This is a genomic window from Thalassobacillus devorans MSP14, from assembly GCF_000496835.1.
Taxonomy (GTDB): Bacteria; Bacillota; Bacilli; order Bacillales; family Halobacillaceae; genus Thalassobacillus; species Thalassobacillus devorans_B.
In genome coordinates this window covers 251,675-274,318 of the sequence record NZ_KI543237.1, presented here as the reverse complement: position 1 = coordinate 274,318, position 22,644 = coordinate 251,675, and the positions used below count along the sequence as shown (strand labels likewise).

Annotated in this window: 23 protein-coding genes; 20 read left to right on the top strand and 3 right to left on the bottom strand. The window is 43.5% G+C overall.

The genetic code is table 11. The features are described 5' to 3' along the window. Window positions 1-18: 18 nt before the first annotated feature. From P855_RS0111845 to P855_RS0111835, 3 genes are all read right to left on the bottom strand, one after another. On the bottom strand, window positions 19-1,470 hold the full coding sequence (locus P855_RS0111845; RefSeq protein WP_028783778.1) for an APC family permease: 1,452 nt from the start codon (window positions 1,468-1,470) through the stop codon (window positions 19-21). 239 nt (window positions 1,471-1,709) lie between these two features. Continuing rightward, window positions 1,710-2,711, bottom strand: coding sequence for an LCP family protein (locus tag P855_RS0111840; protein ID WP_037986026.1), 1,002 nt, complete (start codon window positions 2,709-2,711; stop codon window positions 1,710-1,712). 706 nt (window positions 2,712-3,417) lie between these two features. Then, on the bottom strand, window positions 3,418-4,059 hold the full coding sequence (locus P855_RS0111835) for a YigZ family protein (protein ID WP_028783776.1): 642 nt from the start codon (window positions 4,057-4,059) through the stop codon (window positions 3,418-3,420). Window positions 4,060-4,218: 159 nt separating this feature from the next. Between P855_RS0111835 and P855_RS0111830 the strand changes: the two genes are divergently transcribed. The 20 genes from P855_RS0111830 to secA all read left to right on the top strand — a co-directional run bounded on the left by P855_RS0111830 (window position 4,219) and on the right by secA (window position 22,603). Then, complete coding sequence (locus P855_RS0111830; protein ID WP_028783775.1) at window positions 4,219-5,361, top strand: sensor histidine kinase; 1,143 nt, start codon at window positions 4,219-4,221, stop codon at window positions 5,359-5,361. A gap of 170 nt (window positions 5,362-5,531) precedes the next feature. After that, on the top strand, window positions 5,532-6,212 hold the full coding sequence (locus tag P855_RS0111825; protein ID WP_028783774.1) for a response regulator: 681 nt from the start codon (window positions 5,532-5,534) through the stop codon (window positions 6,210-6,212). Between the two features lie 171 nt (window positions 6,213-6,383). After that, window positions 6,384-7,226, top strand: a complete 843-nt coding sequence (locus tag P855_RS0111820) for a DegV family protein (protein ID WP_028783773.1) — start codon at window positions 6,384-6,386, stop codon at window positions 7,224-7,226. A 184-nt stretch (window positions 7,227-7,410) separates the two neighbouring features. Beyond that, window positions 7,411-8,712: a DEAD/DEAH box helicase gene (locus P855_RS0111815; RefSeq protein ID WP_235062640.1), complete on the top strand. Its 1,302-nt coding sequence runs from the start codon at window positions 7,411-7,413 to the stop codon at window positions 8,710-8,712. Window position 8,713: 1 nt separating this feature from the next. After that, the gene (locus P855_RS0111810; RefSeq protein ID WP_028783771.1) at window positions 8,714-9,397 is read left to right on the top strand and encodes a ComF family protein; all 684 of its coding nucleotides are present in this window, start codon (window positions 8,714-8,716) and stop codon (window positions 9,395-9,397) included. A 302-nt stretch (window positions 9,398-9,699) separates the two neighbouring features. Continuing rightward, the gene (flgM, locus tag P855_RS0111805; protein ID WP_028783770.1) at window positions 9,700-9,966 is read left to right on the top strand and encodes a flagellar biosynthesis anti-sigma factor FlgM; all 267 of its coding nucleotides are present in this window, start codon (window positions 9,700-9,702) and stop codon (window positions 9,964-9,966) included. Between the two features lie 14 nt (window positions 9,967-9,980). Then, complete coding sequence (locus tag P855_RS0111800; protein WP_028783769.1) at window positions 9,981-10,472, top strand: flagellar protein FlgN; 492 nt, start codon at window positions 9,981-9,983, stop codon at window positions 10,470-10,472. 18 nt (window positions 10,473-10,490) lie between these two features. Then, a complete protein-coding gene (flgK, locus tag P855_RS0111795; RefSeq protein ID WP_028783768.1) occupies window positions 10,491-12,080 on the top strand; it encodes a flagellar hook-associated protein FlgK in 1,590 nt (529 codons plus the stop codon). Window positions 12,081-12,091: 11 nt separating this feature from the next. Next, window positions 12,092-12,994: a flagellar hook-associated protein FlgL gene (flgL, locus tag P855_RS0111790; protein ID WP_028783767.1), complete on the top strand. Its 903-nt coding sequence runs from the start codon at window positions 12,092-12,094 to the stop codon at window positions 12,992-12,994. Window positions 12,995-13,131: 137 nt separating this feature from the next. Then, entirely contained in the window at window positions 13,132-13,719 is a 588-nt protein-coding gene (locus tag P855_RS0111785) for a DUF6470 family protein (RefSeq protein ID WP_028783766.1), read from the top strand. Between the two features lie 11 nt (window positions 13,720-13,730). Continuing rightward, window positions 13,731-14,201: a flagellar assembly protein FliW gene (gene fliW, locus P855_RS0111780; protein ID WP_028783765.1), complete on the top strand. Its 471-nt coding sequence runs from the start codon at window positions 13,731-13,733 to the stop codon at window positions 14,199-14,201. Beyond that, on the top strand, window positions 14,173-14,406 hold the full coding sequence (gene csrA, locus P855_RS0111775; protein WP_028783764.1) for a carbon storage regulator CsrA: 234 nt from the start codon (window positions 14,173-14,175) through the stop codon (window positions 14,404-14,406). The genes fliW and csrA overlap by 29 nt, the downstream gene beginning before the upstream one ends. 18 nt (window positions 14,407-14,424) lie before the next feature. Continuing rightward, window positions 14,425-15,348: a DMT family transporter gene (locus P855_RS0111770; RefSeq protein ID WP_235062639.1), complete on the top strand. Its 924-nt coding sequence runs from the start codon at window positions 14,425-14,427 to the stop codon at window positions 15,346-15,348. A gap of 92 nt (window positions 15,349-15,440) precedes the next feature. Continuing rightward, on the top strand, window positions 15,441-15,554 hold the full coding sequence (locus P855_RS21830; protein WP_327084781.1) for a flagellar protein FlaG: 114 nt from the start codon (window positions 15,441-15,443) through the stop codon (window positions 15,552-15,554). Window positions 15,555-15,569: 15 nt separating this feature from the next. After that, complete coding sequence (locus tag P855_RS0111765; RefSeq protein ID WP_028783762.1) at window positions 15,570-17,153, top strand: flagellar hook-associated protein 2; 1,584 nt, start codon at window positions 15,570-15,572, stop codon at window positions 17,151-17,153. Between the two features lie 15 nt (window positions 17,154-17,168). Continuing rightward, window positions 17,169-17,558 carry a flagellar export chaperone FliS gene (gene fliS / locus P855_RS0111760; RefSeq protein ID WP_028783761.1) on the top strand — a complete coding sequence of 130 codons (390 nt, stop codon included), beginning with the start codon at window positions 17,169-17,171 and terminating at the stop codon, window positions 17,556-17,558. Next, window positions 17,558-17,911 (top strand): flagellar protein FliT, encoded by a 354-nt coding sequence (locus P855_RS0111755; RefSeq protein WP_028783760.1) that lies wholly within the window; start codon window positions 17,558-17,560, stop codon window positions 17,909-17,911. Before fliS ends, P855_RS0111755 begins: the two co-directional genes overlap by 1 nt. A gap of 294 nt (window positions 17,912-18,205) precedes the next feature. Further along, the gene (gene hpf, locus P855_RS0111750) at window positions 18,206-18,763 is read left to right on the top strand and encodes a ribosome hibernation-promoting factor, HPF/YfiA family (protein ID WP_028783759.1); all 558 of its coding nucleotides are present in this window, start codon (window positions 18,206-18,208) and stop codon (window positions 18,761-18,763) included. 906 nt (window positions 18,764-19,669) lie between these two features. After that, window positions 19,670-19,894 (top strand): hypothetical protein, encoded by a 225-nt coding sequence (locus P855_RS0111740; protein ID WP_028783757.1) that lies wholly within the window; start codon window positions 19,670-19,672, stop codon window positions 19,892-19,894. Window positions 19,895-20,089: 195 nt separating this feature from the next. Then, the gene (gene secA / locus P855_RS0111735; RefSeq protein WP_028783756.1) at window positions 20,090-22,603 is read left to right on the top strand and encodes a preprotein translocase subunit SecA; all 2,514 of its coding nucleotides are present in this window, start codon (window positions 20,090-20,092) and stop codon (window positions 22,601-22,603) included. Window positions 22,604-22,644 lie beyond the last annotated feature (41 nt).

Here is a 22,644-nt window from a genome sequence, read left to right as displayed (position 1 = left end):
CCCGATTTTTGTGGAAACCTATATTTTTTCTTTTCCTAAAATAAGGTAATTCAATTCTTTTTCTCCGATTTTCTTTTGGCGGCTTATATTTGTCAGATAGAAAATGACGCCAATCAAAACCCATACTCCAAGAGCGATATAAGATTCTTTTCCGAGAGCAGCGGGTGAGAATGGTAGTAACAATAGCCCTAAAAAGGATAAAGAACTGACCATTCCCACCAGGGAAAGCAGTTTTTTTACCGGTGAAGCGGTTGTTGCGTTTTCTCCCTGAGCTGGCTGTTTTTTTGACCAACTGAAATACTTATAAGCAGTTGCAGTAGTGAAGAAGTACGCGATGGCTACTCCAGTAGAAGACATATCCACAACCCAAAGCAAGGCTTCACGACCGAACCACGGAGCGATCAGGCACACTGTCATGGTGAACAAAATTCCAACATATGGCGTATGATGTTTTGAGTGCAATGTCCTGAACATATTGGGAAGGATACGCGCTCTTCCCATAGCGAATGTCAAACGGCTGGATGAAATATAGAAGCCGTTCAAGCCGGTGAAGATACCCATGGACACTGCGATAGCAATAACGAAGACTCCAATTCTCCCCATATAACTTTCGATAGCGTCTCCGGTACCCCAGACCGAGTTTTCCGTTTGTACGAGAAGTTCCTGCCATGGCATGGTGCTGGCGGTAATGAGTATCATCACCGCATAAGCAAGCCCGGCTGCTAATAATGACCAGATAATCAAACCAAATGCTTTTTTAGATTCAAAATTGAATTCTTCAGCTGCTTGAGGGATGTTATCAAATCCGACATAAGCGAATGGCGCCAGTGCAAGAATTGTGAGTATGGAAGCGATAGCTGACTGGCTTGGTTCGAATGCGGGGAGTGTATTTCCCAGGCTGGGTCCGCTGCTGACAATAGCTCCTGTACCGAGCAAAACAATGCCTCCGATTAAAATCATGCTGAAAATGAACTGGGACCGACCAGAAAAGCTGGCACCCTTAATATTCAGGAATGCGAATGCTACTAAAGCAGCACTGGCAACCAGAATTTGTACGATGTATACGTCGTAACCGGCAACTGTATATAAATAACCCTGATTTACAATCCCAGGAAACAAAAACTTACTTAATAACGCTAATGCCGAGGCGTTCAAAGCGACAATACATATATAACCTAATGTAAGAAACCATCCTGCAATAAATGCGCTGGTACGACCGAATCCGATATAGGCATAGGCGAACTCACCGCCGGTAACCGGAAATTTTTCAATAAGAAAACCATAACTTACGCCTATTACCATCATTAATATTGCGCCAAGAAGGATCCCTATCACAACACCCATAGGTCCAGCCTGGGAGATCCAATCCGTTGGCAGAACAAATGCACCCCAGCCAATAGCTGAACCAAAAGCAATGGCCCAAACCCAATGGGGTTTTAAGGAACGTTCAAGCGTCCTTCTTTCTCTCATTTTTTTCATATGTCAATAACTCCTCCTAAAAAAATAGCATTTCCCCATTTTAAGTGTTTTATGCTGCAGACGCAAATACGGCATAGGGTTACAGGTTTTATATGCGTATTCATAAAAACTAAAAACAGCACTAGCCGTAATAGAGTGCTGTTTCTTAATTTTGACAGAATTCTTTATTAATTGCTCATTTCCGGGGAAATATTTTGTCTAATTATCAGACATAGTTATTTGAAAGAGACTTAGTAATAGGGGATAGATTCCTCTGCTGTGAACTCGCTATCCTTATTTTGATGTAGCTCAATATCTAAATGGTTCTTCAGTTCCTTTCTGATGGTAACTAAACTGGTTTCTTCAACCTCGTAGTACCAGCCATTATTGATCCAAATTCCTTTTCCTTCCAGCTGCATCTCCTCGTATTGTAACCCGTTTTCATTAAGAACATAGTCTTTAAAGGATACTAACTCATTAAAGGTCATATTTGTCTTGAAATTATCTTCAATGGAATCGATAAGCTTGCCGTAGTCATTTACCGCCTCTGCTGTTTTTGCTTTCTGGACAATAGCCTGGATTAGCTCCATTTGTCTTTGTCCTCTTGCCAAATCACTATCATATTTCCTTGTTCTTGCTAAAGCTAAGGCTTCTTCTCCGGTCAATTCCTGCAACCCAGGCTGTAAATGGATAGCTTCTTGCTGGTCTTCACTGTTCTGCTCTTTCATTTCAAAGGGTACATCGTACTTAATCCCATCCAGGGCATTGACAATTGCAACAAATGAATTAAAATTCAATCGGACATAATAGTCGACTGGGATGCCAAACATGCCCTCGACTGCCTCGATGGTAGCGTCAATACCACCGAATGCGTGTGCATGGGTGATTTTGTCTTTATATCCGACCTCTGGGATGTTGACGTACGAGTCACGTGGAATACTCACCATTTTCACTGATTTGTTTTCCTCGTTGAATGTGGCAAGAATGAGTGCGTCGGATAGCGCATTTCCGTCTTTTTCCCGTTTCGTACTATCGTCGATACCAACAAACAAAACAGAAATATTATCTTCAAATGGGTTTACTGTTGTACCTCGCATTTCTGATTTTTCGCCTCGATTGAGCTCCTGGCGGGAGTCGGAAACTGCTTGTTGGGCTTTGTGAGATAAATACAGTGCATATCCTCCTGCTGTTCCTATTCCTGCCGTCATGATAAATAGCACGACCAGCAGGCCGATCTTTACTTTTCTTTTCATGATAAGTGCGCTCCTTTTTATTTGGCTCCGTTCCACATAGATGTTAATTTATGAGAAAAGAACCATTCCACCAAATGGCCGAAAAGTCGAAGACTTGATTTCGAGATATTGTTGGAGGTGAGGGTCTTCGGGAAACGATTCGCTTTCCGTGGGCGTGTGCTGAGTCTCCTCAGGCTTCGCCTTGCGGGGCCTCATCTATCACTCAGCTCCCACAGGACTTTGAATTTTCATCTTGACTTAACCCACGCACGAAGGAAATGCGTAGCATTTTCGAGGAGTCTCACCGTTTCCCTACGCCCTTTCCATGGGTAGTTCTCGAAATCAGCCTAAGAAAACTGCCCTATGATTGAAGATTTTAGTGCATTTACATCCTTTGTAAAATGCTTCAAGATGAAGGTTTAAGCTTCATTTTTTCTCTTTTTGGAGGGGCCGTTAATTACTAAACTGGCTGGATGGGAAGGGAAACGGGGAGACTCCCGCGGGAGAAGGGGCTAGGCGAGATCCCGCAGGGCTTTAGCCCGAGGAAGCTTGCCAGATCCCCCGCAGGAAAGCGAGTCGTTTCCCGGACTATCCCCTTTCTCTCATGGTAACGGCCCCAACTATCTCGAAACTGAGTCTTCCATAAAAGGGAGCTTTAATGGAAAGGTCATTACTAAAATCTAACGAAGCCTTTTATCCGCGAAGTAAGCCAGGAAAAGGGAGGGAATTATTCATTAGGTACATCTTGCTCCATATAACTTTTATCACCTTGTTCAATTTTTGCCTGATCACTCGTCAAATCTATGATCCATTGAGAGAAGGGCTCTTCCTGACCACTTTCTACATATATAATAAATTCCACATTTTCCAGATATTTAATCTCTTTTAATAAGTAATTTGAATTACGAAGTATGTTTTCCAGCTTCCCAAGTAATTTATAGTCGACAGTAACTCTCATTTCCTCCATTAATTGACGTTTAACAATCCCAGTGGCTTTGATAGCTGCAGAAGTTGCAGTCGAATAAGCGCGGATTAACCCGCCTGCTCCAAGTTTTGTACCACCGAAGTACCGGGTGACTACTACTGCAGTATCCTTCAAACCTTTTTTCTTGAGCACCTCCAGCATCGGAACTCCAGCAGTGCCGCTTGGCTCTCCGTCATCATTTGCTTTCTGGATCAGGTCATTTTCACCAATCATGTAAGCAGAACAGTTATGGTTGGCATCGTAGTGTTTTTTCTTGATTTCCTGAATGAATGCCTGAGCCGCTTCTTCAGTTTCACAGCGGCGTATGTATCCTATAAACCGTGACTTTTGGATGGTTATTTCTTCTGAACCTTCAGTTTTTACGGTATAATAGCTTTCCAACATAATATAACAAACCTCCTAAGAACTTAATTATATAGCGGTTTCTGTGTGTCGGCAAATGCTTGTTTGGATTATGAAATGAATTATTTTTTATTGCAACACCCCCACAAAAATACTTAGGAAATTCGAATGAGTATGTGAATATTGATGGAGGAGACCTATATGAAAGAGACGAGAATTGAGGAAAAAGCACTTGATCAAGTCATCGAAGAAATGATCGAAAATGTCACGAACAGCAAGGACGAAATTTTCCATATAGGAGAAGAGTCCCGTCATGAGTTCGAAAAACTTCATGAAGAGCTGCAAGAGACAAAAAGACAGGTCAATTCTCTCATAGATGAAGGAGATAAGCTCGAACAACAAGTGCGTTTCTCCCGAATGCGCCTTTCTGAAGTAAGTAAATATTTCAATCAGTATTCAGAAGAAGAAATACGTGAAGTATATGAAAAAACTCATAAACTGCAAATGGATCTTTCAGTTAAAAGAGAAAAGGAAAAGCAGCTGAGAGAACGCCGTGACGATTTAGAACGCAGGCTGAAAAATTTAGAATCCACTGTCCAGCGTGCTGAAGGGTTGGTAAGCAAGATTTCCGTTGTCCTCAATTATTTGAACGAAGACTTCAGGAAAGTATCCGAAGCGCTCGAGGACGCGAAAGAAAAGCAGGAATTTGGCTTGCAGATTATTGAGGCGCAGGAAGAGGAGCGCCGTAAGCTCTCCCGGGAGATCCATGATGGTCCAGCTCAAATGTTGGCCAATGTAATGATACGGTCCGATCTTGTCGACCGGACATTCCGGGAACGGGGCGTTGAGGAAGCTCTAGCGGAAATCAAGAGTGTCAAACAAATGGTACGCTCTGCTCTGCATGAAGTCCGCCGCATCATTTATGATTTGAGACCGATGGCCTTGGATGACCTTGGCATCATCCCAACATTAAAAAAATATTTGAATACGGTAGAGGAATATAATAAGGATCTACATGTGCAGTTTACCAACCTTGGAAAAGAAAGACGGATCGACAGCAAATACGAAGTTGCATTATTCCGTCTGGTCCAGGAATCCGTACAAAATGCTGTCAAGCACGCTGAAGCTACTGAAATTCAGGTGAAAGTAGAGTTAAAACCAAAAGCAGCCATTTTAGTGATAAAAGATAATGGCAAAGGCTTTGATACCAATGTTAAAAAGGATAAATCATTCGGCCTCGTCGGCATGCGGGAAAGGGTAGATATGCTTGAAGGCGAGTTGACCATCGATTCCAAGCTTGGACAAGGGACAGTAGTGATTATCCAAATTCCCACTGAGAGGTAATTTTAGGTAGCCCTACCTAAAAATTAAAAAATCATTTATAATAGGTAAATAAATAGGAATATAGACTTATATATCCGGTAATGTTTCAATTTGAAGTTTTTTGAGAATTGGATTAGGGAAATAAGTCACAGAGTTAACCCAGAAATTATGAGATGGGGAGGAAAAGGACGATGACAACAAAAATTGTATTGATTGATGACCATAAACTTTTTCGTGAAGGTGTCAAACGTATTTTAGATTTCGAAGTAAGCTTTGAAGTAGTGGCAGAGGGGGATGACGGGGACACTGCAGTGGATTTAGTGGAAGAACATGACCCCGACGTTGTACTTATGGACATAAATATGCCCAATATGAACGGTGTGGAGGCGACTGCGGAGCTGATGAGCCGTTATCCGGAATTGAAGGTAATCGTTCTTTCCATCCACGATGATGAAAATTATGTAACGCATGCTTTGAAGACTGGTGCCCAGGGATACCTGTTGAAGGAAATGGACTCTGATGCATTGATTGAGGCGATCAAGGTAGTAAGTGAAGGCGGCTCTTACCTTCATCCGAAAGTCACCCACAACCTGGTTGCCGAATACCGCCGTCTATCTGAAACAGCAGAAAACGGGCAATCGTTCCAGACGATTGAGTATCGGAAGCCGCTTCACTTATTGACTCGCCGTGAATGCGAAGTGCTTCAATTGCTGGCAGATGGAAAGAGTAACCGGGGTGTAGCTGAATCACTTTACATCAGCGAAAAGACAGTCAAAAACCATGTCAGCAATATCCTGCAGAAAATGAATGTCAATGATCGCACCCAGGCAGTTGTTACCGCTATAAAAAATGGCTGGGTAGAAGTATTATAACTTTTAACCGGACTCTGGACTTTTTGTTCAGGGTCTTTTCTATTTACCGATCAGTTTTTCGATATTAAAATATTTCTTCATATCTCATTCCCGCTGATGAAAAAAGGATGGGCTTCATGTAAAATGAATGAAGATATGATTTATAATTGATTACAAGGAGCACGATGTCTGATGAAAACAGCGGTTTTGACCGATAGTACAGCATATATACCAGAAAATATACGTAAAGCACATAACATACATATGGTTCCTTTGAATGTGATCATCAATGCGGAATCCTACCGGGAAGAAGTTGATATCCAGGCAGATGAATTTTATGAAATGATGCGTAACAGTGAAGAGCTCCCTAAAACATCCCAGCCATCGGTCGGACTTGTGACAGAGAAGCTGGAGGAGCTTTCCCGGGAATACGATGCAGTCGTGGCTATTCACCTTTCCAGTGGCATCAGTGGAACGTACCAGGGGACTATCACTGCCGGGGATATGGTAGAAGGAATTGAAGTTCATCCTTTTGATAGTGAATTAAGTGCGATGATGCAGGGGTTTTATGTGCTGGAGGCAGCTGAAATGGCAGACAATGGGGCGACTCCTCAACAAATTCTCGTACGCCTGGAGGAAATGAAACAGACGATTCGTGCTTATTTTATGGTCGATGATCTCACTAACCTTTATCGGGGTGGTCGACTAACAGGAGCCCAAAAAATAGTTGGCAGTTTGCTTCAGGTAAAACCGGTCCTCCATTTTGTCGATACAAAGATAGTTCCGTTTGAAAGAATCCGGACAAGAAAAAAAGCAGTCAAACGGCTTCTATCTTTATTTGAAGAAGATGCAGCCGGCGGAGATGTTATCACAGCTACTGTTATCCACGCTAATTGCCTGGAAGATGCCGAACAAATCCAACAGGAATTAGAGACGCGTTTTCCTAATGCAGAGGTAGCCATAAGCTATTTCGGTCCAGTGATTGGTACTCACCTTGGAGAAGGTGCCCTCGGGCTCGGCTGGTATAAAAAATAAAGGGAGGGAGCTACCCCTCCCTACGTCATAATGGAGCGATAAAAAATTGAATAATCTGGTTCGTGACTTACATAATTATTTTTTCGATGATTTTTCCTGGATTCCGTCACCTCTCAAACAGCCACCTGTCACCCCTTCATTTATTAACACCTTTCTTACCACCTGTTTATCTGGAAAACTTCTCTTGAAAAAAGAAATATCTATAGATTCACAACAATTAAATGAACTGGTATCTGCGGGCTTGTTAGAAGAAATTCCTGCGATTGAAAAGCACGCTTGGGGAAAACGATGCCGCCGATGCGGGAATCAAAAAAGTCACCTATTTGCAATGTTGCCGGATCATAGCGTCTATTGCCGTAAATGTATTGGCATGGGAAGAGTATCGGATCAGGAACACTTATATGTATGGCGAAGCCCTGTAAGTTGGAACTGTCATCCCCAGGCCTGTCAATGGACAGGAGAACTCACCACTTTTCAACAGCAGGCGGCAGACCGTATCACCAAAGTCATAACAGACGCAAACCAGCGTCTGCTGGTGTGGGCAGTATGTGGGGCTGGAAAGACGGAAATGCTGTTTCCAGGTCTGAGCCTGGCCTTCTCACAAGGGAAAAGAGTATGCTTGGCGACTCCGCGTGCGGACGTTGTCAAAGAGCTGCTCCCCCGTTTCATCTCTGCTTTTCCTGATGTGTCGATTCAGGCTCTATATGGGGACAGCCCCGATAAACAGGGAAATTCCCAATTCCTCATTGCAACAACGCATCAACTGCTCCGATTCGGGCGGGCATTTGATGTCATGATTATCGATGAAATCGATGCATTTCCCTATCATACCGATGCTTCCCTCCCTTATGCGACAGAACGGGCTGCTAAGGAACAAGCTTCGTTCATCTATTTGACAGCTACTCCACGTCAGAACCATGAACGGGAAATCAAACAAAAAAAGCTCCCCGTTGTTTTCGTACCAAGACGCTTCCATGGCCATCCGCTTCCTGTTCCCCGCTTTCATGCTGCCTTCGATATTAGAAAATCTCTTGAAAAAGCAATGCTTTCTCCCAAGGTTTGGAAATGGCTTGTGCATCGTAAAAGGCCGGACCGGCAACTCCTCATCTTTGTGCCAACCATCAGCGATGCTGAAAAAACAGTAAAAATCCTTGCCCTTCATTACAAGCGAATCGCTTATGTTCATGCTTCTGATTCGGCTCGTCAAGAAAAAGTGCATCAATTCCGTGAAAAAGAATATGACGTGTTAGTAACAACGACGATATTGGAGCGAGGGGTGACGTTTCCTTCTGTGGATGTAATCGTATTAGACAGCGGTCACCAGGTATTCGATCAGGCTGCCTTAATCCAAATAGCAGGCCGGGCGGGCAGGAGTTCCAAAGATCCGGATGGTGAGGTCATCTTTTTTCATCGAGGTAAAACCGATGCCATGGTAAAAGCAGTGGAAACCATATTAAAGATGAACCGGTTAGGAAGGAGGAAATGACATGCGCTGTTTGAATTGTCACCATGTGATTTTACATCAGGTAACCTGGTCCAACTTTCTTTCACTCCCACAGAATCAAGTGGTATGTCACGAATGTCAGTCAGGGTGGGAAAAGATTACGGGAATCACATGTCTATCGTGCGGTCGTCCTATGGAGACACCTGGGCTCTGTCCTGATTGTAAACAGTGGGAAGAGCAGGAAAGGTGGAGAGGTGTCCTTGAACGAAATGTTTCCATTTTCTACTATAATGAACAAATGAAAGATGTGATGGCACGTTGGAAATACCGTGGTGATTATATTTTGGCAGAGTTGTTTCGTGGGTTCATCCAAGTTAAATTCCAAGAATCCTTTATGCACGACGGTGTGGTAGTTGTCCCTATACCGTTAAGCGGAGAGCGTCTCGAAGAAAGAGGGTTCAACCAGGCAGATGCGTTGGCATCCTTCATTAAGGCTCCAAGGAAACAGGCACTGTCCCGCCTTCATGGTGAAAAACAGTCTAAAAAATCACGGCAGGAACGAATGGAAACCATCAATCCATTTCTGCTGGTCGAGCCAGTCCGCCAGCCTGTGCTTTTAGTGGATGATATCTATACGACAGGGATGACTTTGAGGCATGCAGCGAAATTGTTAAAAGCAAACGGTACACCGAACGTTTATTCCTTAACTCTAATAAGAAGTGGGTGAAATGTTAATAAATCAGAATCCATTTTCCGATAAAATCATTAGAAGGCCTGTATGGGGAATGGCATTTTAATTGCAGGAGAATTGACAAATTCATCCAGATGGGCGCTTTTACTTCATACAATAAGGTTCTGCAAGCCTCACACAGTCTCCCCCGCTGTAAAGGCTCCCCGCATTTTACAGTTTCTGCTGGGTCAGGGACCTATTTGAAAAGGGGTAAAAAGTAATATTAAATGATGGCTTTGTTGAACCGATAAATAGAGTAAAATGAATGTCGGAAGCTATAAAGAGTGAGGTGAAGGGGAATGAAAATCAATGGGCCGAACCATACCGGTTTGAACCCTTATCAAAAGCAGCTGAACAAACAGACAGAGATCAGGAAAGCATCGCAGAAGGAAGATAAGGTGGAAATATCCCATCAGGCAAAGAACCTGCAGGAGAATGCCCGCCCGGATGCAGCACGTGAGAAGAAAGTAGCGGAAATCAAACATGTCATTGATCAAGGGGAATATAAAATCAATGCGGAGAAGACTGCAAAAAAAATGATCCAATTCTGGAACAGCCGTAAGTAAGGGGGGGGCAACTGGTGTCCATAACTAAAATCAGGGATCAAATGGAAAATCTGAAACAATTGCATGAAAGTCTGTTATATTTATCCTGCAAAAAAACAGAACTGTTAAAAAAAGGAGATACAGGGAGTCTTCAGCAATTGTTGGCCAAAGAGCGCAAACATATCCAGGCGATTACAAAAATCGAAAATGAACGCGTTCATACAGTTACTGACTGGTGCTGCCATCAAGATATAGAATCAGCAGCTCCCACCCTGTCAGGAGTGCTTGAATGTCTGGAAGATACGCAAGAAAAAAACTTGTTGGAAGCATTATTTGAAGACCTGGTCTTCCTTGTCACCGAATTGAAGCAGCAGGAACAGCTCAACGTTGAGTTGACGAAGCAATCATTGCAATTTATCCATTTATCACTGGATATGCTGCAGCCAAGCCTTAATAGCATGAATTACAATAAACAAACCGGAGCTTCTGACAAAGAAAAAAGTTCTGTTTTTGATTCGAAAGCGTAAGAGAGGAGTCTATTCTAAATGTCGACATTCCATGGCTTAGAGGTAGCCAAACGCGGATTGTTCACCCAGCAGTCCGCTTTACATACGACAGGGCATAATATTGCAAATGCAAATACCCCAGGCTACACACGCCAGCGAGTCAATTTTGAGCAAACGGCACCATATCCGCCAGCTTCAAGAAACCGTCCGGAAATCCCGGGGCAAGTTGGGAGTGGAGTCCAGGCAGGTTCCATTGAACGTGTGCGTGAACAATTTTTAGATATCCAATTTCGAGGAGAGGCAAATAAGACAGGATATTGGGAGTCGAAGGCTGATGCTATCCGTAAAATGGAAGAAATTATGAATGAGCCGAGTGAACAGGGACTTTCCAAAACGATGGATCGTTTTTGGCGATCGTTACAGGACTTAGCGACCAACCCGGAAGATGCTGGCGCAAGATCTGTCGTACGCCAGCGCGGGATAGCAGTTGCAGAAACTTTCAAATATTTATCTGAATCTTTAAAAGGTATTCAAAAGGATTTAGCAAACGAAATAGATGTAACGGTCAAAGATGCTAATTCTCTGATTACCCAAATCGACAAGCTCAATCAGCAGATAGGGAATGACGAGCCGCATGGTTATCTGCCTAATGATTTGTATGATGAACGTGACCGCTTAATTGATGAATTATCACAGTTGATGGCTGTCGAAGTTAATTATGAAAAGAGTAATGGTAAGCCGGATGCAATGGCGGTGGGCCAGGCGACTATTCAATTAGTGAACGGAACGGAAAAATATGTACTCGTAAATGGCAAGCCGGAGCAAGGGGAGGCACAGATCTACCACTTGAAAGCTGAATTTAATGAAACTGCCGGCAGAAGTATGGTTACACGTTTTTCATTGTCTCCCATAGATGGTAATGGCGATAGTGAAAATATGGATACATATGATTCCCAGGGGAAACTGCTGGCACTTAAAGAGGCTCATGGTTATCGGAATAGTGAGGGAGAACCCCGCGGTATGTACCCTGAGATGCTGATGGATTTAGATGAAATGGCTTACGCGTTTGCAGACGAATTTAACAGAGTCCACCAGGATGGAGCCAACTTGAAAGATATTAAAAATAATATAAATGGGGAGCAGCCATCCGTCAGTTCTCCACCTTTCTTTACAGATGGGACTTCTCTTCTTACAGAAGAAGGTACGACAGGTCTGGCTGGCCGGTTGGGTATTCATGTTGACATCAAAGAGGATACAGACTATATCGCTGCTGCAGCAAAGGAGCAGCCATTTGCCGGAGATGGTTCGAACGCTCTTGCTTTAGCTGATGTCAAAGATGCTGAATTGGCAGGTCTGGGCAAAGGGACAAGTATGAAAAGCTACTATGAGGGTGTCATTGGAAAAATGGGGGTAGAATCCCAGGAATACCAACGTTTTGAAAATAATTCCTTAGCACTCAAAGAATCCGTGGCCCAGCGCAGACAGTCTGTCAGTGCAGTTTCCCTTGATGAAGAAATGACCAATATGATCAAGTTTCAGCATGCCTATAACGCTGCTGCAAGAAATATGACAGCCGTGGACGAGATGCTCGATCGGATTATCAATCAAATGGGATTAGTAGGAAGGTAGGTGGATAAACGATGCGGGTGACACAAGGGATGTTAAGCAGTAATATGCTAAGCCATCTTAGTAACAGTTATGAACGGATGGGTAAATTCCAGGAGCAGCTTTCAACCGGAAAAAAAATCAATCGGCCTTCCGATGACCCGGTGGTTGCTATGAAGGGGATGAATTATCGTACTCAGTTGAATGAAGTCAAGCAATTTCAGCGTAACCTTAATGAGATGCATAATTGGATGGAAAACTCGGACAGTGCGATGGATAAGGCTACACAAGCTATGCAGCGTGTACGGGAATTGACCGTACAGGCGAGCAATGGCACATACGACCAGGATCAAAAAGCAAATATCGCAAAAGAAATCGGTCAGCTGAAGGACCATATGATTGATATTGCGAATACTAAAGTGAATAATAAATATATATTTAATGGTACTGATACGTTGAATGCTCCTGTCGATATAGTAGAAGCGGATCCGCCCGCAGACGATCCCGGTACAGTCAAAGTAAGTAACAATTCCGGAAAAGTGATGATTGAGATTTCTAAAGGTAACTCTTTAAAAGCCAATATCGACCCGGTAAATGTGTTTTCGGATGAGTTGTTCTCAGATCTTCAAGGGCTCGAAGGTGCTTTGAAAGGTAACGATGAAAGCAGGTTGAATGGTTACCTGGATATAATTGATCGTCATATCAACACTATTGTGGACGAACGTGCCGATTTAGGAGCAAGGATGAATCGTGTTGAACTGGTAGAAGATCGTTTGGCGCAACAGGAAATTACAGCAACCAGGATTCTTTCCGACAATGAAGATGCTGATATCGAAAAGGTGATTACAGAGTTAAAAACACAGGAAAGTGTGCACCGTGCTGCGCTTGGAGTAGGTGCGCGCATCATCCAGCCAACCTTGATGGACTTTTTACGATAAGCTATCTGAATTCAGGTAGCTTTTTTTATACTTTAGGAAAGTTTAAATTTGTTAAAAGATTAAAGTATAAGAATTACTGAGGCTTTTGCCGTAATTACTTGGCGACAAGCCAGGGTTTTCTAATAAGAGGTGAGAAGATGAATTTTCCTCAAATCAGACTTTCCAGTCAACGTGCAACTCTCAAAATAGAGACCCAGCCGGCCAGTCAGTCCCTCGAGCAGCCGAAAGCCCGTCAGAGCATCCAGCAGCCAAAAGCAGATGTGACGATCAGGCAGCGACCGGGTAAACTGACGATCGATCAGACCAATGCCAGGCATAACCTTGGTCTGAAGAGCTCTCAGGAAAGAACAAGGGAGACCGCTGTTCACGTCAGGAAGGCATTGTTGGAAGGTATTGCAAGAGCATCTGTGGAGGGGGATGAACTGATGCAGATAGAACAGGGGGGCAGCCCTATAGCAGATCAGGCAGCCCGTAATGCGGTCTGGAACTTTTATTATCAGCCGGGCGGTATGCCGGCGTATGACCTGGTAGGTTTGAAATACCATGTGCAGCGACCTGACATTCATGTGACGCCCAACGCCCCGGTCATTGAAACAGTACCACAAAATCTTCGACACGACTATAAGCCTGGTGAGGTTAACATTTCCATGAGTAAATATGCTTCATTGGACCTTGATTTTGTAAACTTAACATATAAAGGTTACCAATTCGAAACTGAAATATAAGGGTGATACATATGAAGATAGCAACGAAATTTTTTGGGGAATTGACTATAGGAAAAAATGAAATCATTGACTTTCCGGCCGGCCTTCCCGGCTTTGAGCAGGAAAAAGCGTTTGTGCTATTGAAAATGGACAAGGAAGGGGTGTATCAGGTCCTGCAGTCGGTTCATCACCCGGAAGTTGCCTTGGTTGTCACAAATCCATACTTGTTCTTATCCAATTATGAATTTGAAATAGACACACAGACACAAAAGCTATTGAAGGCATCTACACCTGAAGACGTTATCATTTTATCCGTGGTGACACTAAGAAATCCTTTTTCAAAAACCACCGTCAACCTTCAGGCTCCTCTAGTAGTGAACTATAATGAAAATATAGGGAAACAAGTGATATTGAATGATACCTCCTATCACACGAAACACTTGCTCGCTTCATTTAGAAAGGAGGACGTACAGCATGCTGGTGCTGAATCGAAAAGTAAATGAGTCCCTGAAAATCGGAGATGACATTGAAGTGAAGGTGATTGCCGTTGAGGGCGATCAAGTAAAAATCGGTATAGCTGCTCCGAAGCATATCGATATTCATCGTCAGGAAGTCTATGAGAAGATTACAGAAGAGAACAAGGAAGCTATTCAAGCTCCGGCAGCTTGGTTGGATATGATCAAGAACGGTGATAAGACAAAGGAATAGATTAAGGGGGGGATCATATTGAAATCATCAATATTTTCCTTAGGTAACAAGAAAGGGCTATTGGGGTTCTTGATTCTGTCGATTACCCTCATATGGGGCTATGCGTGGGCACTCATGAAAGCATCGCTTGATTTCATGGGGCCTTTTACTTTTTCTGCGCTTCGTTTCGGTACCGGAACATTGACTATGTTTATAGTGTTATTGCTATTCAAAGTAGGACCACCGTCAAAAGACCAATGGCGGCATCTGGCTATCGTGGGTTTATTGCAAACGACGGTGGTTTTTTTGCTGGTCATGTATGGTCTCCGATTTGTCGATGCCGGGAAGTCATCCGTTCTCCTGTATTCCATGCCACTTTGGAGCAGTTTGCTCGCTGCGAGGTTTTTAGGTGAAAAAATACAGAAGATCAAAGCGGCAGGACTTGCGCTCGGCATGATTGGTCTTATTACCATATTGGGGTGGGACGTACTTATCGCCCAGAATATGACAGTTTTGACAGGGGAAGCATTGATTATCATAGCTGCGATTTCATGGGGGGCTTCTAATGTCTATTATAGAAAAAAGTTAAAGAACATTACGAATCTGCAAGTTTCCGCTTATCAGATGTTATTCGGTTCTATCGGCCTGGCGCTCGCCGCCTTCATTATGGAATGGGGGAAACCTCTTCGCCTGACCCCGGAAAGCATCTATTATGTGTTATTTACTGGTGTGCTGGCATCGGCCTTATGTTTTACCCTCTGGTTCATTATCTTGACTAATATAGATATGGTAACCGCCACATTATCAACTTTGTTAGTGCCGGTATTTGGTATGTTTTTTGGAGCGGTTTTGTTAAATGAACAATTGACCTTGAACGTATTACTGGGCGCTGCCTTTATACTCTCAGGAATAGCTGTTTCCCAGATTTTTAAAGAAAAACCTTTGCCTCGGAATCCTCAATAAGTGGAGCGTCCGAGGTGGAGGTTCTTTTTGGTTGCATCACTTTAACTCCTTTTGATTTCAGCCGATATAAAATATGAATTGCATATATAACATTGATAGATACGAAGACGAAAGAAGCAGTGAAGGAAATACCACCCAAACGTCTGCTTGATATATACGCGGCAATGGCTGGATCCCTCAGCTTCATCGTCGATCATAAAATATAAGGTGGTGCAACGGATATGCGTATAGGTGGTTTAGCTTCCGGCATGGACATCGATGGCATTGTCAAAGATCTTATGAAAGCGGAACGGATGCCGCTTGATAAAATGGAACAGGATAAAACGTGGCTGACGTGGCAGCGGGATGCCTATCGCGATGTCAACAAGCAGTTATTAGAGCTTGATAACCTGACTCTGGATATGAAGCTTCAGCGTACATTCAACTCAAAAACTACTACCTCTTCACAAGAAGGAGCTGTAGCTGCGACGGCTACAGCCAGTGCTTCCACAGGAAGTTATAATGTAGAAGTGAAGCAACTGGCATCTTCTGCAATCAACGTCAGCCAAAATGGTATATCATCCGCTGGGAAAATGTTCGATCCAGAAGCCCCCCTTAAAACTGCTGCTGCAAATTTGAAGAATAGTGCAGGGTTTGATTTCAGTACTGACCCCACTGCGGAAACATCGTACGAGTTCTTTACTTTTAAAAAAGATGGGACTCCTGTACAGCACACGTATACAGTTTCAGGGGAAGAATCATTGAATGATATTTTGAAGAAAATAACAGATGCGGATAATGGTGTCCGGGCATTTTTTGATTCGCAGGCGGATAAGGTAGTAATCGAGCGAACGGAAACAGGTGATTTCAATCAAGACCCTTCCGTTTATTTAGGAGCTGAAATTGGGTTTGACTCTTCTACCGATAGTAGTTTCTTTGTTGACCTATTAGACATAAAAAATGGCAGGAAACAGGCTGATGGTACTTGGGATAGAGCAGAACAAGGTGGAGATAACGCTCTATTCACCTATAACGGTGCATTGGAAATCGAATCATTCAAAAATAGCTATACGTTAAATGGGATTACGTTTAGTTTCAATAACATCACAAACGGCCAGGCTAAAATCAATGTAAGCAGCAATACTGAGGCGTCTTTAGAGAAAATTACGAAGTATATTGACAAATATAATGGCATCATCGAAAGTTTGAATGAAAAAATCGGTGAACGAAGAAATCGTGAGTTTAAACCATTGACTGAACAACAGCGGGAAAACATGGAAGAGAAAGAAATCGAGCTGTGGGAAGAAAAAGCCAAAAAAGGGATGCTCAGTGGGGATGCCGCTATCCGTGGTGCATTATCAGAAATGCGTAATAACTGGTATAACACCGTGGAAGGAGCTGGAGCATATAACCACCTGGCTCAAATAGGAATCACTACTTCCCCCAATTACCGTGATGGCGGCAAGCTTCTGATTGATGAAGATAAGCTGCGAGCTGCACTGAGAGAAAACCCTGACTCCGTCCATCAGCTCTTTGCGGCAGACGGGAAAGGAACTGAAAAAGGGATTGTCCGTAGATTGGAGACCACCTTGGAGCGTACAGTAGAAACTATTGAAAAGAAAGCGGGAAAGTCCACCAGTCTGGATAATAATTTTGTTCTGGGAAGGCAATTGAAGAATATCAATGATCGCATGGATGCATTCCAGGACCGTTTAATTCAAATAGAAGATCGATACTGGTCTCAATTTACTCAGATGGAGCAAGCGATCCAGAAAATGAATTCACAGTCTAATTACTTAATGCAGCAATTTGGCGGAGAATTTTAATGAAGGAGTGTAATTATGTCAATACAAGCTTACCAGACGAATGCGGTTGAAACAGCATCCCCAGGGGAACTGACTTTGATGCTTTACAATGGCTGCTTGAAATTCATCAAGCTAGCTGGAAAAGCGATAGACAATAAGGATTACGAGCAGAAAAATATCAATATCCAAAAGGCGCAGAAGATCATTCAGGAACTGCTGGTAACACTGGATCCTGACATATCTATATCTAAAGAGATTATGCCCTTATATGACTATATTAATCGACGTCTTCTTGATGCTAACCTGAAAAATGATGCTGCCATATTAGAGGAAGCAAATGAATTAGTAGGTGAACTGCGTGTTACATGGAAAGAGGTCCTGCGCCGGACAAGGCAGGGGCAGTTTGGAAAAGGCGGCAGTGCCTAGTGGGGCATATTGCTGAATTTCATCAACTTACAGTTAGGTTGAAAGAGCGGTTACAGGAACCTTTTCCCTCCATCGAACGCCAGAGAATCCTGGATGAAGTGACTGCTTTGATTGATCGACGAGGGGATATCATCCACCTGGTAAAGAAACCGGTCAATGAAGAAGAGAAGAATTTACTGCGGGAGATTTTGTCGATGGAAGTAGAGATACAAGATAGCCTGGAACAAAACTTTGAAGATTTGAAAAAAGAAATGCGTCTGCATAAAAAGCAAGGATCATCCACCAGAAAATACTCCAATCCTTACCAGAGTGTAAAAAGCTATGACGGGATGTTTTTAGATCAAAAAAAATAGTGGAGTCATCCCCTGTTTCCTATATGGAAGCAGGCTTTCCTGTATATACAACCAAAGAAAAAAGTCAACAGAAAAGCACTTGGATTCAATGTGTTTCCGTGAAGTTGTTCACAATTTATCTACCTTAATCATAGGTGAAATCGGGTATGATATAAGTAGACCCTAACTTATATTTCTGCAATTTCCAACAAGTTCCGACACAATTAATTCGGAAAATTTCGAAAGTTTGTGCAGGAATATACCAGGGTATGATAGAATAATAATCACATAAGGATGAAAGGAGGACACTTCTATATGAAATACAACATTCGTGGTGAAAACCTAGAAGTGACCGAGGCTATTAAAGATTACGTGGAGAAGAAAGTAGGAAAGCTAGAGCGCTACTTCGATGAACCGGTAACTTCCGAGGTCCATGTTAATTTAAGTGTCTATAATGATGAGCAGGAAATCGAGGTAACGATTCCAATGAAGGATCTGCTTCTACGTGCAGAGGAAAGACACACGGATCTGTACGCTGCCATCGACCTTGTGGTTGATAAACTGGAACGACAAATCCGAAAGCATAAAACAAAAGTAAACCGTAAGTTCCGTCAGGAAGGTGCTCCGAAATACGTATTTGCGGAACTGGAGAAAGAAGCCCAGGAGTATCAAAATGGGGCCAGTGAAGATGAAGATATCGAAATCGTTAGACAAAAACGTTTCGATTTGAAACCGATGGACTCTGAAGAAGCAGTACTGCAGATGGATATGTTAGGGCACAATTTTTACGTTTACACAAATGCAGAAACAAATGAAACGAACGTAGTTTATCGTCGTCGTGATGGTAAATACGGATTGATTGAACCAAGCTGATATAAAACATCATACTAAGGCGATCCTGTAAAGGATCGCCTTTTTCAATGGAGGAATTGCTGCTCCTATTCATAATATACTTATTCAACTATTTGGTCGAATTGTGGAAGACTCAGTTTCAAAGTAATTTGGGTTCGTTACCGAGACAGGCGAAAGGGTGGCTGGAAAACGATTCGCTTTCCTGTGGGGGAGGCTGGCAAGCCTCCTCGGCCGTTTCACGACCTGTGGGGTCTCGCCTAGCCCCTTCTCCCACGGGAGTCTCACCATTTCCCCGCCACCTTATCCATATTTTGACGAACGAACCCTACGTTGTGAGAAGATATCTTCCACATTTTCTGCATGAAAAGCTCAATGAATCAGGACATAAACTCTTTTCAGCTGTTAAGATGGTGGTTCCGCATATCGATGTTTCCGTTAGTCTTACAAACGCAAGGAGGGCCGGGAAATTGCGAGACTCCTCGAAAATGCTACGCATTTTCTTCGTGCGGTGTTTATTCAGGAAGCTTAGTCAAAGTCCTATGGGAGGATAGGACATGGTGAGACCCCGCAAGGCGTAGCCTGAGGAAGCTCACCGTCCGCCCATGGAAAGCGAGTGATTTCCCGGACCTCCAAACCGTTACTATCGTAACGGAAACAATGTATCTTGAAACTGAGTCTTCAGCAATTGGGAGCTTATATGTAACATGGACATGGAAATTTAAAAAACTTGAGGGTTTTCTAAAAAAAGATGCCTTTTTGCAAAATCTACTCCAGATTCAGTTATAAAGGAGAATTTTCACTGGGAAAACAGGCGTTTTTTGCGAAAACCACCGTCCGTTTTGGCAAAAGCGAAATTAGCTATAAAAAACACCACATGGTATAACATAGGAGCCAGCAATAATTACCTTCCAGGGAGGCGTACCCAATTTGAATACTTATGTGAATAATCAGGAGTACCAGGAGCTATACCATAAACTCAAGCAGCAAGAAAAAACAATTGCCCAGCTTGTGGAGATTATTGCGGCTGCGAATAAACGAATCTACGATTTGGATCGAAGACAGCTGGGGTTTGAACATCGCCTGCTTATACGGGAACATCATTCCTTGTCGTTGACAAGCAAAGCGGTCCGTTCGCCACAAGCTGCTGAATGACCACCACGCATGCTTCCACGTCTGCCCCCTCTACGTCTCCAGAACAAGAGCAGCTCATCCCCGGGTTGCTCTTGTTTCTTTGTGGTTTGCTAAACAGGGGAGTTTGTTGTCAGGCAACTCATGGAAGTGTTATTATTAAGTGTGGATTAAACTATACAATCGGATAACTACCAATTTAATAGAGGAGCGGTTGCAATGCTTGGAACCTTAAAGAAAATATTTGGTGACGGCAACCAGCGCCAAATCAATCGCCTGCAAAAGCAAGCCGAGGAAATTGAAGCGTTGGAGCCTGAAATGGAGAAACTATCAGACGATAGTCTGCGAAATAAAACAGATGAATTCAAACAACGCTATCAGGATGGTGAAAGTCTGGACGACCTATTGCCTGAAGCTTATGCAGTCGTTCGAGAAGGGGCTAAGCGTGTCCTTGGGATGCGCCCGTTCAACGTACAGCTGCTTGGTGCGATTGCTCTGCATGAGGGGAACATCGCCGAGATGAAAACCGGGGAAGGTAAAACGCTTGCTTCCACAATGCCGGCTTACCTGAATGCGCTGAGTGGCAAAGGCGTACACATCATCACGGTCAACGATTATCTGGCCAGCCGTGATGCCGCCGAAATGGGAAAGCTTTATGAATTCCTGGGATTGACAGTGGGTTTGAATTTGAACGGAATGATGAAAGAAGAAAAACGTGAAGCTTATGATGCTGACATCACATATGGAACGAATAACGAATTCGGTTTTGACTATTTGAGGGACAACATGGTCTTATACAAGGAACAAATGGTACAGCGTTCCCTGCCATTTGCAATCATTGACGAAGTCGACTCGATTTTGATAGATGAAGCTCGTACACCATTGATTATATCGGGTACCGCTCAAAAGTCTGCGGATCTTTACGTGAAAGCAAATGCCTTTGTCCGCCTGCTTGAAAAAGAAGAAGACTATACGTATGAAGAAAAAACCAAAGGCGTACAATTGACAGAGGAAGGTATCAATAAAGCAGAACGTTATTTTGCGATTGAGAATTTATTTGATCTTTCCAATGTGTCACTGATCCATCACATTAACCAGGCTTTGAAAGCTCACGCAGCGATGCACCGTGATACCGATTATGTGGTGGAAGAGGGAGATGTAGTCATCGTCGACCAGTTCACCGGCCGTCTTATGAAAGGCCGTCGTTACAGCGATGGTCTTCACCAGGCTATCGAGGCGAAAGAAGGACTGGAAATCCAGAATGAAAGCATGACACTTGCTTCGATTACGTTCCAGAACTTCTTCCGGATGTATGACAAGCTTGCTGGTATGACGGGTACAGCCAAAACGGAAGAAGAAGAATTCCTGAATATTTATAATATGAGGGTTATTGCTATTCCGACGAACAAGCCAATCATCCGTGATGACAAGGCTGACCTTGTCTATAAGACGACGGAAGGCAAGTTTAGAGCGGTTGTTGAAGAAATCAAGCAGCGCCATGAAAAAGGCCAGCCAGTACTTGTCGGTACGGTTGCTGTTGAAACGTCAGAATTGATTTCCCGCTACTTGAAAAAGGCAGGCGTACCTCATAATGTTTTGAACGCAAAAAACCATTTCAGGGAAGCGGAAATCATTGAAAATGCCGGTCAGAAAGGCGCCGTTACAATTGCAACCAACATGGCGGGCCGTGGAACGGATATCAAGCTCGGAGACGGTGTCGTTGAGCGAGGGGGGTTAGCGGTCATTGGTACCGAGCGACATGAATCCCGCCGAATTGATAATCAGCTCCGTGGACGTTCCGGTCGTCAGGGGGATCCTGGTATGTCCCTGTTCTATTTATCCATGGAAGATGAACTGATGCGCCGTTTCGGATCGGACAATATGCGTAACATGATGGATCGTTTAGGTATGGACGATAGCCAGCCTATTGAAAGTAAAATGGTTTCACGTGCCGTGGAATCAGCACAAAAACGAGTCGAGGGTAACAACTTTGATGCCCGTAAAACAGTGCTTTCTTATGACGATGTATTGCGTCAACAACGTGAAGTTATTTACAAGCAGCGCTTTGAAGTGCTTGACTCCGAGAATCTTCGTGGAATTATTGAAGAAATGATTCACTCCACGATTGAACGAACCGTCCAGGCTTATACAACGGATGAGCTCGATGAAAATTGGGAGTTAGATTCCATCGTCAAGTATATGCAGGCGAACCTGCTTCACGAAGGAGACGTGACTGAAGGCGAATTAAAAGGGAAAGAGCCGGAAGAAATGACCGAACTCCTGATGGAGAAAGTGAAGCAGCGTTATGACGAGAAAGAAACAGAGATGGAAGAAGGACAGATGCGTGAATTTGAACGGGTCATTTTACTTCGTACTGTCGACCAGAAATGGATGGATCACATCGATCAGATGGATCAGCTTCGTCAGGGTATTCATTTACGTGCTTATGGCCAAAACGATCCGCTTCGTGAGTATCAGATGGAAGGCTTCTCCATGTTTGAGCAAATGGTACAGAACATTGAAGAAGAAGTCTCCCGTTATGTGATGAAGGCCGAGGTCCGCAATAACCTCCAGCGGCAGGAGGTCGCCCAGGGGGCAAAAGCCGTTTCTGGCGGCGAGCAAAGCGAAGAAAAGAAAACACGAAAACCCTATGTGAAAAAAGAAGATGTTGGGCGTAACGATCCTTGCCCATGCGGAAGCGGCAAGAAATATAAGAACTGTCACGGCAGATAATGATTGGACACTCTCTCATCGGAGAGAGTGTCTTCCACTGT